Annotated in this window: 15 protein-coding genes; 8 read left to right on the forward strand and 7 right to left on the reverse strand. The window is 69.9% G+C overall.

What is annotated here, in order from left to right; genetic code table 11:
* Positions 1 to 28: 28 nt before the first annotated feature.
* The 3 genes from MKK51_RS09665 to MKK51_RS09675 are packed head-to-tail and all read left to right on the forward strand — an operon-like array spanning position 29 to position 2,283.
* Positions 29 to 751 carry an amino acid ABC transporter permease gene (locus MKK51_RS09665; RefSeq protein WP_243976691.1) on the forward strand — a complete coding sequence of 241 codons (723 nt, stop codon included), beginning with the start codon at positions 29 to 31 and terminating at the stop codon, positions 749 to 751.
* A 57-nt stretch (positions 752 to 808) separates the two neighbouring features.
* The gene (locus MKK51_RS09670) at positions 809 to 1,501 is read left to right on the forward strand and encodes an amino acid ABC transporter permease (RefSeq protein ID WP_018044823.1); all 693 of its coding nucleotides are present in this window, start codon (positions 809 to 811) and stop codon (positions 1,499 to 1,501) included.
* A gap of 53 nt (positions 1,502 to 1,554) precedes the next feature.
* Positions 1,555 to 2,283 carry an amino acid ABC transporter ATP-binding protein gene (locus tag MKK51_RS09675; RefSeq protein WP_198290855.1) on the forward strand — a complete coding sequence of 243 codons (729 nt, stop codon included), beginning with the start codon at positions 1,555 to 1,557 and terminating at the stop codon, positions 2,281 to 2,283.
* A 67-nt stretch (positions 2,284 to 2,350) separates the two neighbouring features.
* On the opposite strand, the gene MKK51_RS09680 is transcribed toward MKK51_RS09675, so the two are convergent.
* Positions 2,351 to 3,331: a substrate-binding domain-containing protein gene (locus MKK51_RS09680; RefSeq protein WP_243976693.1), complete on the reverse strand. Its 981-nt coding sequence runs from the start codon at positions 3,329 to 3,331 to the stop codon at positions 2,351 to 2,353.
* Between the two features lie 75 nt (positions 3,332 to 3,406).
* Here MKK51_RS09680 and MKK51_RS09685 point away from each other — a divergent pair, with 75 nt between their 5' ends.
* The 4 genes from MKK51_RS09685 to MKK51_RS09700 all read left to right on the forward strand — a co-directional run bounded on the left by MKK51_RS09685 (position 3,407) and on the right by MKK51_RS09700 (position 6,344).
* Positions 3,407 to 4,102, forward strand: coding sequence for an ABC transporter permease (locus tag MKK51_RS09685; RefSeq protein ID WP_243976695.1), 696 nt, complete (start codon positions 3,407 to 3,409; stop codon positions 4,100 to 4,102).
* Entirely contained in the window at positions 4,099 to 4,830 is a 732-nt protein-coding gene (locus tag MKK51_RS09690; protein WP_243976696.1) for an ATP-binding cassette domain-containing protein, read from the forward strand. Before MKK51_RS09685 ends, MKK51_RS09690 begins: the two co-directional genes overlap by 4 nt.
* Positions 4,803 to 5,639, forward strand: coding sequence for a substrate-binding domain-containing protein (locus MKK51_RS09695; protein WP_243976698.1), 837 nt, complete (start codon positions 4,803 to 4,805; stop codon positions 5,637 to 5,639). Before MKK51_RS09690 ends, MKK51_RS09695 begins: the two co-directional genes overlap by 28 nt.
* A 120-nt stretch (positions 5,640 to 5,759) precedes the next feature.
* The gene (locus MKK51_RS09700) at positions 5,760 to 6,344 is read left to right on the forward strand and encodes a hypothetical protein (RefSeq protein WP_243976700.1); all 585 of its coding nucleotides are present in this window, start codon (positions 5,760 to 5,762) and stop codon (positions 6,342 to 6,344) included.
* A 67-nt stretch (positions 6,345 to 6,411) separates the two neighbouring features.
* Here MKK51_RS09700 and MKK51_RS09705 read toward each other — a convergent pair whose 3' ends face one another.
* The 5 genes from MKK51_RS09705 to MKK51_RS09725 form a co-directional block, all read right to left on the reverse strand.
* Positions 6,412 to 7,113, reverse strand: a complete 702-nt coding sequence (locus MKK51_RS09705) for a TerC family protein (protein WP_243976702.1) — start codon at positions 7,111 to 7,113, stop codon at positions 6,412 to 6,414.
* A 154-nt stretch (positions 7,114 to 7,267) separates the two neighbouring features.
* On the reverse strand, positions 7,268 to 8,524 hold the full coding sequence (gene glp, locus MKK51_RS09710; protein WP_243976704.1) for a gephyrin-like molybdotransferase Glp: 1,257 nt from the start codon (positions 8,522 to 8,524) through the stop codon (positions 7,268 to 7,270).
* Entirely contained in the window at positions 8,508 to 9,047 is a 540-nt protein-coding gene (gene mobB, locus MKK51_RS09715; RefSeq protein ID WP_409565655.1) for a molybdopterin-guanine dinucleotide biosynthesis protein B, read from the reverse strand. The genes glp and mobB overlap by 17 nt, the downstream gene beginning before the upstream one ends.
* A gap of 11 nt (positions 9,048 to 9,058) precedes the next feature.
* A complete protein-coding gene (locus MKK51_RS09720) occupies positions 9,059 to 11,053 on the reverse strand; it encodes a molybdopterin biosynthesis protein (RefSeq protein WP_243976707.1) in 1,995 nt (664 codons plus the stop codon).
* A complete protein-coding gene (locus MKK51_RS09725; RefSeq protein ID WP_243976709.1) occupies positions 11,050 to 12,135 on the reverse strand; it encodes a molybdopterin-binding protein in 1,086 nt (361 codons plus the stop codon). The genes MKK51_RS09720 and MKK51_RS09725 overlap by 4 nt, the downstream gene beginning before the upstream one ends.
* A gap of 185 nt (positions 12,136 to 12,320) precedes the next feature.
* Here MKK51_RS09725 and MKK51_RS09730 point away from each other — a divergent pair, with 185 nt between their 5' ends.
* Complete coding sequence (locus tag MKK51_RS09730; protein WP_243976710.1) at positions 12,321 to 13,616, forward strand: c-type cytochrome; 1,296 nt, start codon at positions 12,321 to 12,323, stop codon at positions 13,614 to 13,616.
* An 11-nt stretch (positions 13,617 to 13,627) separates the two neighbouring features.
* On the opposite strand, the gene MKK51_RS09735 is transcribed toward MKK51_RS09730, so the two are convergent.
* The gene (locus MKK51_RS09735; protein WP_243976711.1) at positions 13,628 to 15,670 is read right to left on the reverse strand and encodes a 4Fe-4S dicluster domain-containing protein; all 2,043 of its coding nucleotides are present in this window, start codon (positions 15,668 to 15,670) and stop codon (positions 13,628 to 13,630) included.
* Between the last annotated feature and the right edge of the window lie 105 nt (positions 15,671 to 15,775).

The following is a 15,775-nucleotide window of genomic DNA, read 5'->3' on the forward strand; positions in this document are numbered from 1 at the left end:
GCCGCCGCATCGGAGCACACGACAGGCGATGAACTATAACTGGAACTGGCGGATCTTCTTCGAACCGTCGCCGGAAGGCACCGGCACCTATGCCGACATGCTTCTCTCCGGCCTCTCTTGGACGATCGCCACGGCGCTCTGTTCCTGGATCATCGCCTTTTCCCTCGGCTCGCTCATCGGGGTGCTGCGCACCCTTCCGAGCCGGGGGGCCCAACGGGTCGGCACCACCTATGTGGAGCTGTTCCGCAACATCCCGCTCCTCGTGCAGATGTTCCTGTGGTTCTACGTGGTGCCGGAGATCCTGCCCGGCTCCTGGGGGACCTGGCTGAAGCAGCTGCCGAACTCGTCGTTCTACACGGCGGTCATCTGCCTCGGCTTCTTCACGGCCTCCCGCGTCGCCGAGCAGGTCCGCACCGGCATCGAGACCTTGCCGCGGGGCCAGCGCATGGCTGGCACGGCTTTGGGCCTCACCACGTGGCAGACCTATCGCTACGTGCTGCTGCCCAACGCCTACCGGGTGATCCTGCCGCCGCTGACCTCCGAGTTCCTCAACAACCTCAAGAACACCTCGGTGGCGCTCACCATCGGCCTGCTCGAACTCACCGCGCGGGCCCGCTCGATGCAGGAGTTCTCCTCTCAGGTCTTCGAATCCTTCACGGCGGCGACGGTCATCTATCTCGGCATCAGCCTTCTCGTGGTGACCCTGTCGAGCAAGCTCGAGACCCGCATCGCCGTCCCGGGATCGCGCTGATGACGGCGCGCTTCCTCTCCCCATCCTTCGCGACCGCCAGACGGGACTAGAGGACCGATGTTCACGGATTTCGACTTCGGGGTCGTCCTCTCATCCTTGCCGTACCTGTTCGGGACGGGAATGGTGTTCACGCTGACGCTCACCGCGCTCGCCGCCTCGGGCGGCATCATCCTCGGCACCATCATCGCGATGATGCGCCTCTCCGGGATCACCGCCCTGGCGCTCCCGGCCAAGATCTACGTGAACTTCATGAGGTCGCTGCCCCTCGTGCTGGTGATCTTCTGGTTCTACTTCCTCGTTCCCTATATCGGCCAATGGATGACGGGCGCGTCGCGGCCGATCTCGGTGGGCGCCTTCACCTCGGCCCTCGTCACCTTCACCCTGTTCGAGGCCGCGTTCTTCTCCGAGATCATGCGCGCCGGCATCCAGGCGATCCCGAAGGGCCAGACGGCGGCGGCCCAGGCCATCGGCCTGACCTACGGCCAGACCATGCGGACGGTGATCCTGCCGCAGGCCTTCCGCAATATGCTGCCCCTGCTGCTGACCCAGACCATCGTGCTCTTCCAGGACACGTCCCTGGTCTACGTCATCTCGCTCACTGACTTCCTCGGCGCCGCCTCGAAGGTCGCCCAGCGCGATGGCCGCCTCGTGGAAATGTATCTGTTCGCCGCGGCCGTCTACCTGGTGATCTGCATCACCGCCTCGACCCTCGTCCGGCGTCTCCAGCGCCGCGTCGCCATCATCCGCTAAGCTTTCGAGGATCCGTCATGCCCCCCATCGATCCCCAGGCTTCGGCGAAGCCGATGATCGCCATCGACAACATCAGCAAGTGGTACGGCCCGGTCCAGGTTCTCAACGGCTGCACGACGCAGGTCACCAAGGGCGAGGTGGTCGTCGTCTGCGGGCCCTCCGGGTCCGGTAAGTCCACCCTGATCAAGACGGTCAACGCCCTGGAGCCGATCCAGAAGGGGGCGATCACCGTCGACGGCATCGGCGTCCAGGCCAAGGGCACCAACCTGCCCAAGCTGCGCGCCCGCGTCGGCATGGTGTTCCAGCATTTCGAGCTGTTCCCCCATCTCTCGATCATCGACAACCTGATGCTCGGCCAGTGCAAGGTGCTGGGACGGGCCAAGGACGATGCCCATGATCGCGGCCTGAAGCTTCTCGGGCGGGTCGGTCTCTCGGCGCATTCGCACAAATATCCGGGCCAGCTCTCCGGCGGTCAGCAGCAGCGCGTCGCCATCGCACGCGCCCTGTCGATGAACCCCATCGTCATGCTCTTCGACGAGCCGACCTCGGCCCTCGACCCCGAGATGGTCGGCGAGGTGCTCGACGTGATGATCGAGCTCGCCCGCGAAGGCATGACGATGATGGTCGTCACCCACGAGATGGGCTTTGCCCGCAAGGTGGCCAACCGCGTCGTCTTCATGGATCGCGGCGAGATCGTCGAGGACGCCACCAAGGACGACTTCTTCGACAAGCCACGTTCCGAGCGCGCGCAGACCTTCCTGTCGAAGATCCTGGCTCACTGATCCCGAACCCTCGGGCGAGGGCCGTCCAAGCTCTCGCCCCTGGCCCGTCATGCGCGACGGTCTCGTTTCACCCATAGCCCGGCGTGGCCTCCGCCCGCCGCCGAATGGCCGAGGCGATGGCATCCAGGCGCTCTGCACCGACGAAGGTGCGGACGGCCAGGAAGTACGTCTCCTCGCCGAGGGGCAGGTAATCGAGCTCGAACCGCTCCGCCACGGCGCGGGTCCCCATTCCCACATCGGCGGCCCCCGATGCGATCATGGCCGCCACGGCCTGATGCGTGAACTCCTCCGTCTCGTAGCCGCGTATCTCCGACCCGCCGATGCCGGCCTCGGCGCAGAGCCGGTCGAACCAGATCCGCGTCCCCGCGCCAAGTTGACGGTTGACGAAGCGGATACCGCCCCTGGTCAGGTCCGTGATGCCGGACACGGCGAAGGGATTGCCCCGCTCCAGCATCAGGCCCTGCTCGCGCCGCAGGACCGGGCGTGTGAGGAGGGCCGGGTCGGCGAGGATGTCGGCGAAGACGGAGCCCGGATCGGGCCTGGCCGCGCCGAAATGGAACCCCGCCCCTTCCGCCCGGCCGGCCTTCAGATGCGAGAGGGCGTCCATGCTCCCCGCGATGGTGACCGCAATGCCGCCCATCTCGCGCAGGGCGTCGAGCAGGACGGAATCGTGGCTGACCGCGAGGGTCAGGGGGCCTGCGGCGCCTCCGACCAGACCGGCGAGCGTCGCCTCCAACCGCCGCTCTTCTCGCGCGATGACCTCTACGCTCGCCCGCGATGCGTCGCCCAGCGCCCGATGGAACGCGGCTCCGAAGGCCGTCAGAACGGTGCCGTGCCCCTTGGTCTTGCGGATGACGGGCTGGCCGAGCGCCGCTTCGAGGATCTGAAACCGTCCCCAGGCGGAGCGATAGGACAGGTCGAGCCGCGCCGCGGCGCCCCTCAGCGAACCTTCCGCGGCCAAAGCCTCCAGAAGCACCAGGGTCGGGGCGAAGGCGAGGGGCCGGTCCGCCGCCGCAATGGTCCCGTCCAGCGTCAATCCGACCTTCATAGGCAATCCGTTTCCTATTGAACTGGCGCAGAGAGCGGTAGCATGAGGTAGGCAGCCGCGCACAGCACCGGAGCCATGCTTCAGACCCTCGAGGAGACGTTCCAGCGGATCGCCGCCCTCGATCCGGAGGTGATCGCCATCGCCGGCCTGTCGTTGCGGGTGAGCCTGTCGGCGGTGGGGATCGGAACCCTCGTCGGCGCGCCCCTCGGGGCCCTCGTCGCCGTGTCGGCGTTTCCGGGGCGAAGGCTGGTCGTGGGATGCCTCAACGCGGCGATGGGCCTGCCGCCGGTGGTCATCGGCCTCGTCCTCTACCTCATCCTGTCGCGGTCCGGCCCCCTCGGCAGCCTCGGCCTGCTGTTCACGCCGGGCGCGATGATCGCGGCCCAGACGGTTCTCGTGGTCCCGCTCATCGCCGCCCTCGCACGCCAGATCGTCGCCGATGCGGCGGAGCATCTTGGCGAGCAGCTTCGCTCCCTCGGCCTCGGACCCGCCCGGCGGGCCGCGATCCTGATCTACGATACGCGCTTCTCCCTGGTGACGGCGGTCCTCGCCGCGTTCGGCCGCGCCATCTCGGAGATCGGGGCCGTCCTCGTCGTCGGCGGCAATATCGACGGGCACACCCGCACCATGACGACGGCGATCTCCCTGGAGACGCAGAAGGGAGACCTGCCCCTCGCTTTGGCCCTCGGACTCGTCCTCATCGCCATCGTCCTCGTCGTCAGCGCCACCGCCTCGCTGCTGCGCTCCTATGCCATGCGGGCCTACGGATGAGCGCGGCGCTTCCCATCGTCATCGACGGACTGCGCTACCGGGTGGGAGACCTCCCGATCCTCAAGGGCGTCGACATGTCGGTGACGTCGGCCGGCATCACGGCGATCATCGGTGCAAACGGCGCCGGGAAGAGCGTACTCCTGCGCCTCATCGACGGGTTGCTGGCGCCGACGGGCGGGACGATCAGCATCGGCCCATCGGCCGCTAACCGTCCGAGCACCGCCTTCGTGTTCCAGCGGCCCGGACTCGTCCGTGCGAGTGCGGCCGCCAACGTGGCGCTGGCCCTGGCGCCGCTCGGCCTCGGCGCGGGAGAGCGGGCGGAGAGGGTGCGGGCGGCACTCCAGCATGTCGGGCTCGCCGAGCGGGCCGGCGCTCCGGCCACCCGCCTGTCTGGGGGCGAGCAACAGCGCCTCGCCATGGCACGGGCCTGGGCGCGGGCGCCCGATCTCCTCCTTCTCGACGAGCCCACCGCCAATCTCGATCCGGCCTCGTCCCACGTCATCGAGGACCTCGTGGCTTCGATGGCGAAGGCCGGCACGAAGGTCGTCCTGGTCTCGCACAATCTCGGTCAGGTCATGCGTCTGGCCGAGGATGTGGTCGTCCTCGCCGGGGGGCTCGCCGTCGAGCACGGACCCGTGCGCACCACCCTGTCATCCCCCCGTTCGCCGCAGGCGCGGGCTTATCTCACCGGAGAAATGCCATGGACCTCCTTCGCCGCTCTTTCCTGAGCCTCGGCCTTCTCGTCGCGGTCTCCGGACTGTCGTCCTTACCGGGTGTCGCCGAACCCGCCGAGAGCATCACGGTGGCCTCCACCACGTCCACCGAGCAATCCGGCCTGTTCAAGGACTTACTACCCAAATTCACGCAAGCCAGCGGGATCGGTGTGAAGGTGGTGGCTCTGGGCACCGGGCAGGCCCTCGATGCCGCCCGGCGCGGAGACGCCGACGTCGCCCTCGTCCACGACACCGCCGCCGAGGAAAAATTCGTCGGCGAGGGGTGGAGCACGAAGCGCTATCCGGTGATGTACAACGACTTCGTCCTCATCGGACCGAAAGACGATCCGGCCGGTGCGGCCGGCTCCAGCATCATCGAGGCCCTGCGCAAGATCGCCGCCGCCAAGGCGCCCTTCGTCTCGCGCGGCGATCGCTCGGGCACCCACAGCGCCGAGTTGCGCTACTGGAAGGAGGCCGGTCTCGATCTCGGCGCCGTGCGCGGCGATTGGTACAAGGATGTGGGCCAGGGGATGGGCCCGGCGCTCAACACCGCCTCGGCCGCCAATGCCTATCTGCTCAGCGACCGGGGTACCTGGCTGTCGTTCAAGAACCGGGGCGACCTCAAGATCCTGGTGGAGGGCGACAAGCGCCTCTTCAACCAATACGGCGTGATGCTCGTGAACCCCGAGAAACATCCGCATGTGAAGGCGAAGGCGGGTCAGGCCTTCGTGGACTGGCTCGTTTCGAGCCCGGGTCAGGCGGCCATCGCCGCCTACCGGATCGGGGGAGAGCAGCTCTTCTTCCCCAATGCGGAGGCTCAATGACGGACGGTCCCCGACGAAACAGCGCGCCGCGCCGCCCTTGACACCTCTCGCCTGCCGCGCACCTTCCTTGGTCAATCGCGCCGTCGCAGCTGCGGCGGCTGGCCTCGGGAGGGCCGTGTCATGATGAGTTTGGGTATCAGAGGGTTGTCCGTCGCGGCCGTGACGGCAGCGATGGCGATGGTTCCTGCGGTCGCATCGGCGGAGTCGGCGGGCAAGCCGGCCAATATCTGCAAGGAGCTCACCGCGTTCCTGCATGCGCCGGCGCAGCCGGCTGAGTCCGGTCCGTCTTCGGCCCAGGCGAGCACGGCCGTCACCGCTCCGGGGTCGGGGTCGCAGAAATCCTCGGGCAATGAGACGCAGAAGGATTCCGGCCTGAGCGGACCGACATCCTCGAACGGTCCCGGTGCCGCCGGTCCCCAGGGGGCGACCCAGAACGCGGCGGCACCGTCCGGGGCATCGGCTCAGGCCCCGGCTCCCGCGTCGGCCCAGCCACAAGCTCCCGCGGCAGCGGCCGCTCCGGCGGCACCACCGCCGAAGATGGCGAGCGCTGCCTTCATCGAGCAGGGCGATGCCGCCGCCGGTGCCAACGACATCGCGGGGTGCCAGCGGGTCGCCAGGCTGATCCGCCGCGACGGCGTCGTCATGCCGTCACCCCTGATGTCGCTCGCCGCCCTCGACCTGAAATATCTCGAAACGGCTCGGTAAGTCCGATCTCCTATCGACGACGAAGAACGGCCCCTCGCGAGGGGCCGTTCTTCGTCTTGCACCCACCTCACCGGCGGCTCTGATCGGCGATCGGCTCGGGCGGCGCGATCGCCCGTTTCCAGATGAAGGCCACGGCGACGACGAGCACGGCGCAGATCGAGGCGGCGGCCCGGTGCGCGTGGGGCACGGAGGCCACGTGTTCGGCGACGTAGGGATCGGTGACGATCATCTCGCCGGCGATCCAGCCGAGGAGCGCGGCGCCTGCCCAGACGACCAGGGGAAACCGTTTCAGCAGCGTCGTGATGAGGGAGGCGCCCGCCACGATGAGCGGGATCGACAGGAGCAGGCCGAAGACGAATAGCGAGACCTCGCCCTTCGCGACGGCGGCGATGGCGACCACGTTGTCGAGGCTCATGACGGCGTCGGCGATGGCGATGGTCCGCACCGCCTTCCACAGGGTCTTGCTGGCTCCGACCGCGTGGCCTTCCTCGTCCTCGCCGAGGGCGAGCTTCACCGCAATCCAGAGCAGCAGGAGCCCGCCGCCGATCCGCAGGAACGGCACCGCCAGCAGATAGGTGATGACGACGGCGAACAGGATGCGAAGCCCCACCGCCGTTCCCGCGCCGAGGAGGATGCCAGTGCGGCGCTGCTCGGGGGGCAGGGATCGGCAGGCCATGGCGATGACGACCGCGTTGTCGCCGGAGAGAAGCAGGTCGATCCAGACGATCTGCAGCACCGAGACGAGAAAATGCGAGTCGAGAAAGTCCATCGGCGCTTTCGGTGGGGTCGGAGAGGCAATGGAAGAGGGCGAGCGGCTCTCCGCTCGAACACCGAGGATCCTCGGTCCTGACCGGGCACATCGTGCCGGAGGCCGCGCAATGCAAGCGTCGGTTACGCTCTCCGACAGGGAGACGGGAGATTCCCTATCGGTACAGCACGACGTGAGGGTAAACCTCGATCGTGTCGCCGGGCTCGATCGCGGTGACCTCGTCGTGGAGCGCCGCCAGCCCGTCGCTGCCCGTGAGCGAGGTGAGGAGGCCGGCCCCGTCCCGGGGGAACTTTACCGCCTCCAAGCCGCCATCGCCCGAGCGTCTCAGGCTGACGCGCACGAATTCGCGGCGGCCGGCCTTCTTGCGGTAGGTGAAGGAGGAGCGGACCGGGATGGCGAGAGGTGCTTCCGGACGCTCGCCGCCGAGACGCGCCAGCAGGGGGCGCACCACGAAGAGCAGGGTCACATAGGCGGCCACGGGATTGCCCGGCAGCCCGACGAAGGGTGTGCCCCGCACGACGCCCATCGCCACGGGCCGGCCCGGCTTGATGCCGAGACGCCAGAACACCAGGCTGCCCACGCTCTCCACCGCCGGCTTCACATGGTCCTCCTCGCCGGTGGAGACGCCGCCGGAGGTGAGGAGGAGATCGTGGGCGGACGCGGCCTCCGCGAGGCGCGCTGCGAGAACCGCCCGGTCGTCGCGCAGGATCCCGAGGTCGCTCACCTCCGCGCCGAGGCGCTTCAGCAGGGCGACCAGCATCACCCGGTTAGAATCGTGGATCGCCCCCGGCGCCAGGACGGCGCCCGGTTCGGCCAGTTCATTTCCTGTGGAGAACACCGCCACCCTCAGGCGGCGGCGGACGGCCAGGGACGAGCGGCCGGTGGCGGCGGCCAAGGCCACGTCCTGCGGCGCCAAGCGACGCCCGGCGGTGACGATGACGCCGCTCTCGGGTACATCCTCGCCGGCGAGCCGGCGGTTCGCCCCGCGCTTCAGGCCCGGCGGCAGGACGATGTCCGCCCCCTCCACCGTCACGTCCTCCTGCATGAAGACCGTGTCGGCGCCGTCCGGCATCCGCGCGCCGGTGAAGATGCGGACCGCGCTCGGCCCGCTCCCCAACGTCCGGCCGGCCTGACCGGCAGCGATCCGACCTTCGACGATCATCCGCGTCTCGCCCGACGGGGCGAGGTCGGCATGGCGCACGGCGTAGCCGTCCACCGCCGAATTGTCGAAGGGCGGCAGGTCGATCCCGGCGGTCACGTCCTCCGCCGCGACGCGTCCGTCCGCCTCGCATAGCGGCACGTCGTCGATCCCGGCGAGGACGGGAAGCCGCTCCGCGATCAGCGCGAGGGCGTCGTCCACGCTCATGAGCTGCCCGCCGAAGGCGAAGCAATCGTCAGTCAGCTGCGCCATGGCCTTCGATCCTGTTCAGGACTGTATCCACCGGTTCGGCCAGGGACGCGACGAGATCGGCGATGGCCGCCACGTCGTCGAGATCGACCACGGGAATCCCCGCATCGGGAAACGAACCGTCGCTGGCGATGGCGACGATGCCCCGGTCCTGCGGGTGGAGGGGAGAGCGGCCGTTGGCGTCCCGATGCACTTCGAGCTTGGGATGGCCGTCGCGCTTGAACCCCTCAACGAGCACGAGATCGCAGGGGCTCAGACGACGCAGAAGGTCGGCGAGGCTGGCCTCCTCGCCGTCGCGCACCTCGTGCATCTGCACCCACCGGACCGCCGACGAGATCAGCACTTCCGACGCGCCCGCCTGCCGATGGCGATACGAATCCTTGCCCGGCTGATCCACGTCGAAGGCGTGATGCGCGTGCTTGATGGTCGAGACCGTCAGTCCGCGGGCGGTCAGCGCGGGGATGAGCTTGGCGAGGAGCGTGGTCTTGCCCGCTCCGCTCCACCCGGCCAAACCGATCACCCGCATCGCATGCTCCGTCATGGCTGGGTCCGCGCGAGGGGAAAGCCGAGCTCGGCCAGGGCCGAGCCGGTCTCGGGCTCTCCGAGGAGGGAGAGGAAGGCGGCCAGAGCCGGTTCCAGCGCCCGGTCGCCGGCATAGGCGAAATCGTAGCGCTCGTCCGTCAGCGCCAGGAATCCGAGGCCGTAGGCGCGGGCGACGCTCTCGATGGCGACGCCCCAATCCGCCCGGCCCTGCGCCACGGCGGCGGCGACGGCATTGTGCGAGCGGGGCTGGTTCCAGAACCCCGGCGGCCGGGCTCCATCGAGCACCCCGTCGATGAGGAGCCGCGTCCCCGAGCCGGTGTTGCGGTTCACCATGATGGCGTCCGGGTCGCGGACGAGGGACGAGACCGCCTCCGCCGCATCCCGCCCCGCGAACCGGGCATCGCCGGGGCGAAACACCACGCCCTGCATCCGCCGCCAGCCCTCGGCGAGGCGCAAGGCCGGCGTGAGGAAGGGCGTGTTGTAGCGGCCGGTCTCCGGATCGAGGAGATGCATCGCGGCGACGTCGCATTCGCCCCGCTTGAGGGAGGCGAGGCCCCCCGAGGACCCGACCCAGATGGTGCGGGCGGTAATCCCGCGCTCGGCCAGGCGTCCGACGACGGCGTCGAGGCCGATGCAATGGCTGCCCACGATGGTGAGGTCGGGCGCGCGGGTGCCGGCCCCGATCCGCGAGAGACTCACCCGCTCGCCGGCCTCCATCCCCGCCCTGGCGGCGGGGATCGCGAAGAAGCCGTCGGCCTGGGAGAAGGCCGTCACCGAGCCGGAGCCCTTGGAGAGCGGGACCGCGACGGGAGCGTCGCGCCCATGGGTGAGCGAGGCCATGACGAACTCCATCCGTCCTCGCTCGGAGGCGATGCGCTGGGGCAGCGAAGCCTCGACGCTGTCCTCCTCCCGTGGGGGAAGCCCGGCGAGCGACCGGACGAGGGGCACCACGAATTCGTGGAAGGTGAACATCGCCGAGGTCGGGAAGCCCGGCAGCACCACGATGGCCTTGCCCTGCGCCTTGGCGAGGCAGAGGGGCTTGCCCGGTTTGAGGGCGACCCCGTGGACGAGGATGCCGGGCTCGCCGAGGCGCGAGAGAATGCGGTGCGAGACGTCGCCCGCCCCCTTCGAGGTGCCGCCCGACAGGACGACGACGTCGCACTCCGAGAGCGCGGCGCGGATCGCGGCCTCGAGCGCCCCCTCGTCATCGGCGACGATGCCGAACGGCACGGGCTCGCCGCCATTCTCGGCGACCGAAGCGGCGACGATGGCTCCGTTGGAATCATAGATGCCGGCGGGCGGCAGGGGCCGGCCCGGAGCCGCCAGTTCGTCGCCGGTGGAGAGTACGGCGATCCTCGGCCGGCGTACCGTTCCCACCTCGGCGAGGCCGCAGGCGGCGAGCATGCCGATCTCCCGCGCCGTGATCACGGTGCCCTTGCGCAGGACGGTCTCGCCGCGCGCCATGTCGGAGCCGGCATAACCGATGAACTGCCCCGGCGCGGCCGCCCGGTCGAGATCGATGGCGAGCGGACCGTCGCCGGACGCGATCCCGGTGGCCTCCACCATCACCACCGCGTCGGCGCCGCGCGGCATCACGCCGCCGGTGGCGATGGCCGTCGCCGTGCCGGACAGGACGACGAGACGGGGCGCGACGCCGCAGGCGAGGATCTCGTGATTGAGACCGAGCCGGCGCGGCTCGGCCTGGCTCGCACCCATCGTGTCGGCAGCGCGGAGGGCGAAACCATCGACGAGGGCGCGGTCGAAGGGCGGTACGTCGATGGGCGAGGCGACGTCGCCCGCCAGGGCGCGGCCGAGGCAGGCGGCCAGCGGCACGGTCTCCGGCGGCAGCGCGATGTGCGGGATCGCCGCACGAAACCGAGAGACGGCCTCGTCGCGGCTGACCACCTGGAGGAACTGCTCCTGACGGGCCGCACGCGACAGCCTCGCCAGGAAATCCTCTCTCGTCTCAACTCCGTCGGGTCGGCTCACAGGGGTACGATCTCGATCCACTCGCCCTCAGGGTAGCCTTCCCGCTCCGGCGGCACCAGAACCGCGCCCTCGGCGAGGATCAGACGCCGCAGCGGCAGATCCCCGCCGCCGATGGGCTCCACGCCGCCCTGCGTCCTTCGCACGAAGACGATCTCGCTGACACCGACGGTGGAGGTGATCTTCCGGGTGAGGCGGCCCTCGACGGCGCCGGGCGGGACCGCGCCCGAGAGACGGGCCAGCAAGGGCCGCCCGAGGGCGAGGAACGTCGCGAGAGCGGCGTCCGGCCGGCCGGGCAGCAGCAGGACCGGGACCGTCCCGATCCGGCCGAAACCGGCGCTCTCCCCCGGATGCAGGGCGATCCCGTGCGCGTCGAGGTGGCCCACGCGGGCAAGGGCCTCCGCACTGTGATCGGTGCGGCCGAACCCGGTGCCGCCGACGACGAAGACCGCGTCGGCTTCCCGCGCGCGAAGAGCCGCGGCGATGGATTCCCCGTCGCGGGCGGAAGCGCTCGACGTCACCTGGCCCCCCGCGGCCGCGACCCAGTCGGCGACCGCCGAGGCCGACCCAGTGCCGATCCCGACGATGTGGATGCGGGGCGTCCGGACCACGACCGTGTCGATCCCGGCGCCGAGGAGGGCGAGGGAACGAAGGGACGTCAGCCGCTCGCCGGCTCTCGCCAGCACGTCCCCGAGCACGACGTCCTGACCGACGCGGGAGACGCCCTCGCCCTGGGCCGCATCGGAGACGATGTCCCCTTCAGGGCCGATCGCGTCCGGCGGCAGCACGGTGTCGGCGCCCGGCGGCATCGCGTCGCCATCCTCCACCCATGAGGGCGGTCCGCGCGGGGTGACGGGTGCGTAGGGGGAGGCGCCGGTCACATCCCCGGCGGCCACGGCCCAACCGTCGCGCCGCGCGCGCGGCGCGGCGGGATGATCGACGAGGGCGACCGCATCCTCGGCGAGGACCAAGCCGATCCCCTCCCGGACGGGCACGAGGATGGTGTCGACCGGCGCGACGGCGAACAGCCGCGCCAAGACCTCGTCGAGGGGCATCGAGGCCGAAGTGGCGGACCGGATCGACATGCGCCGGAACGGATGCGGCATCGCGGCCCGGTGGGCAACCCCGCCCGTGACGGATCAGCCGAGGGGTGGCTGGCGGGGCAGACAGAGGGCCTCGCCCCGGCTAATTCCAAACGTCCTTGGCTATCCAGGAGAGCGACGGCGTGGCGCAGACATCCGGGTTGTCCGTTCGACCTCGATTCTCCCGCTTGACGGGGCGTCATGCCCGGTCGATCTGCGCGGTGCTTCTCCTTCTCTCCACGTCCCTTCCGGCCTCGGCGCAGTTGCGCGGGCATGGCGGCCCGGTCCGGGCTCTCGCCATCGCGGCCGACGGACGCATGGCGATCTCCGGCGGGTTCGATCACTCGGCCATCCTCTGGGGAATAGACCAGGGTGCGGCCCTGGCGATCCTGCGATTCCACGATGGCGCGGTGAATGCCGTCGCCGCCCTCGACGAGGGCCGCTTCGTCACGGCCAGCGAGGACGGGCGCATCGCCCTGTGGCAGGGGGGGCGCCCGGAGCCGGTGGAGGTCTTTTCCGACCATTCGGGGCCGATCGCGGCCCTCGCGGTCTCGGCGGATGGAACGCGCCTCGCCTCCGCATCCTGGGACGGAACCGCCCATATCCGATCCCTTGCCGGTGGACCGGTGCGGGTGCTGCGGGGCCATGCCGGCAACGTCAACGCCGTCGCCTTTCTCGCCGATGGCAGGCCCGTGACGGGAGGCTACGACGCCACGCTTCGGGTCTGGCCGCTGGCCGAGACCGCCGAGCCGCCGCGCATCGTTCAACTGCCGTCACCGATCAACGCCGTGGCCGTGACGCAGGACGGCGAGATCGCCGCCGCCGGGGCGGACAGCGTGGTGCGCTTCCTCTCCGCCGACGGGACCATCCGCGCGTCGGTCGATCTCGCGACCAACCCCGTCATCGGCCTTGCCGTGTCGCCGGACGGGAGACGGGTGGCCGCCGCCACGGTGGCCGGCACCGTGGCCCTGATCGATCGAAGCGCTGCCAAGGTGGCGTTCAGCCTCGTCGGACCCGGACTTCCGGTCTGGTCCCTCGCCTTCCGGCCGGACGGGAGCGAATTGCTCACCGGAGGTGGAGACAGGCTGGTGCGCCGCTGGGATGCCAGGACCGGCGAGCCGATCGGGCCGCTGTCGATGGCGCGGCCGGTGGATGCGCTGGCCGCCTACAAGGGCGATCACGGGGCCGAAGTCTTTCGTGCCTGCGTGGCCTGCCACACCCTGACGCCGGAGGAGGGCAACCGTGCCGGCCCCACCCTGAGCGGGGTATTCGGCCGCCGCATCGCCACCGCCGACGGCTACAAGTTCTCGCAGGCCCTGAAGGACCTCGACATCGTCTGGGATGCGCGGACCATCTCGAAACTGTTCGAGGTCGGCCCGTCCCGCTACACCCCCGGCACCAAGATGCCCGAGCAGACGATCAACGACCCGGCCGACCGCGAGGCGTTGGTGCGCTTCCTCGAAAGAGCGACGAAGACGCAGTGATCCACGGCGGATCAGGCTTTGCCGGTCCCGCCCGTCTCCCGCGCCCGAAAATAATCCTCGGAGGTTCGCGGCTTCGACCGCTCGGGCACCGTGTGCGGGTCGAAGGCCTCGTTGACGACCACCTCGACGCGGCAGGTGTCGCACATCATCAGGGTGCGGATTCGGGCCTCGCCGGCGCTGCCCTTGAACATCCAGTGGCGGCCCTGAAGCTTTTCGATGACCCGCTCGATGCTGCTGCGCGTGCCGAAGGGCTTGCCGCATGACACGCACTCGAACGGCTCCTCCTCCTTGACGATGCGGCGCGGCTGGCTCCAGGCGGCGAAATCCACCTGCGGCTTCAGGGTGATCACATCCTCCGGGCAGGTGGCGGCGCAGAGCCCGCATTGCACGCAGAGGCTTTCCTCGAAGGCCAGCAGCGGCCGGTCCTGGCTGTCGCTGAGGGCGTGGGTCGGGCAGGTGCCGACGCAGGCGAGGCACAGAGTGCAAGCCTCGCTGCGGAAATCGAGGCCGCCGAAGGGCGATCCGGCCTCCAGCGGGACCAATGCGACGGGGGCCGGGGCGGCGACATGCATCTCGCGGAAGGCGAAGTGCAGCACGTTGCGTTTGGGACCCACCGGCATGAAGGCGGCGGGAACCGGAGCGGGGGTGCCGAGGCTGCCGGACGACAGGGCGGACCCGAGCTGATCCGGATCGTCGGTCTCGATCAGGGAGACCACGGGCGTTCCGTCGGCGGACCCGTAGCCCAATGCCCCGGCGAGCGTGTCGGCGAGGAGCACCATCCTGCGCAAGGGTGCGATATCGTGCTTGGGACGGTCGCGGACGAGGAGGCGGATCCCCACGGCGCCGTAGGCGAGCAGTGCCGCGGCGGCCTCCGGTCCAAGCTGCGTAACCTCGTTGACCGCGACCGGAAGAACGTTGGCCGGCAGGCCGTCGCCGTAGCGGGCCAGCGCCTCGATCAGGGGCCCGCCATGCTCCTCGTCGTGGAACAGCACGATTCCGTCCCGTCCCCCGGCCTCGTGATAGGCGAGCATCAAGGTGCGCAGCCGCCGCATCAGCGCATCGGCCGCGGGCAAGGCATAGGCGGCCGCCCCTGTGGGGCAGACGGAGGCGCAGGATCCGCAGCCGGCGCAGATGTAAGGGTCGATGGCGACGTGATCGCCGGCGGGCGCGATGGCCCCGGTCGGGCAGACATCGAGGCAGCGCGTACAGCCGGTGATGCGCGAGCGCGAATGGGCGCAGAGATCGGCCTGGAAATCGACGAAGCGCGCCTTCTCGAACTCGCCCACGAGATGGGAGATCGTGAAGATCGCCCGCTCCACGGCGGCCGGGTCGCGGGGATCGGCGCGGACATAGCCGCTGCGCAGGTCGTGCGCGGGAAACAGCGGCATCCCCCCCGTCAGGTCGAGGACCACGTCGCAGGTGGAGGTGGCGCCGTTGCGCGACGGGCCGAAGGAGAGGGACTGGCGGGAGGACGGGCTCGGCACCGCGTAATCGTCGATGCGCAGGGAGAACGCCCCGAGATGCCCGCTGGCCGATACGACACTCCCCTGGAGCACGGGAAAGTCGTGTCGGCGCGGCACCGGCACGTCGCGCGGCCGGCTCAGCAGCACCGTCACGTCGAGATGGTCGGCGAGGCGCCGCCCGGCCTCGATGGCCACTTCGTCGCTCCCATAGATCAGGGCGACGCCTTGGCTCACCATCGCGACGGTGCCCGGCGCGGGAGACATCTCCGCCGCAGCGGCGAGGAGGGCCGCGATCTTCGGCCCGGCCGCGTCGGCCTCCTTCGACCAGCCGGCCGTCTCGCGGATGTTGGCAAAGGTCACGCGGGTCTTCGCCCCGGCCCCGGCGGCGATGTCGGTGAAGAGGGGGGCCTGGAGCGTGCACGAGACGGTGATGGGCGCACCCTGCGCCAGGGCGTCCTCGAACCGGGCGATCTCGCGCCCGCACAACTGATCGGCGGTCTCCAGGCGGCCGCCGCATGCCTTTCCGATCACCTGCCCGTCGAGGGCGACGGTCTCATCGCAGGAGCAGGCGAACACGATCCGGTCGGACACAGATTTACCCTGAACGTTTGGTCGCAGCGCCGAAGGGGCCGGCCCTCTCGCACGCAAGTTGGTGCATCGTATACTATAATGGCTCGAAACTAGGACACGCCATAC

Source organism: Methylobacterium sp. E-045 (assembly GCF_022829685.1).
Taxonomy (GTDB): domain Bacteria; phylum Pseudomonadota; class Alphaproteobacteria; order Rhizobiales; family Beijerinckiaceae; genus Methylobacterium.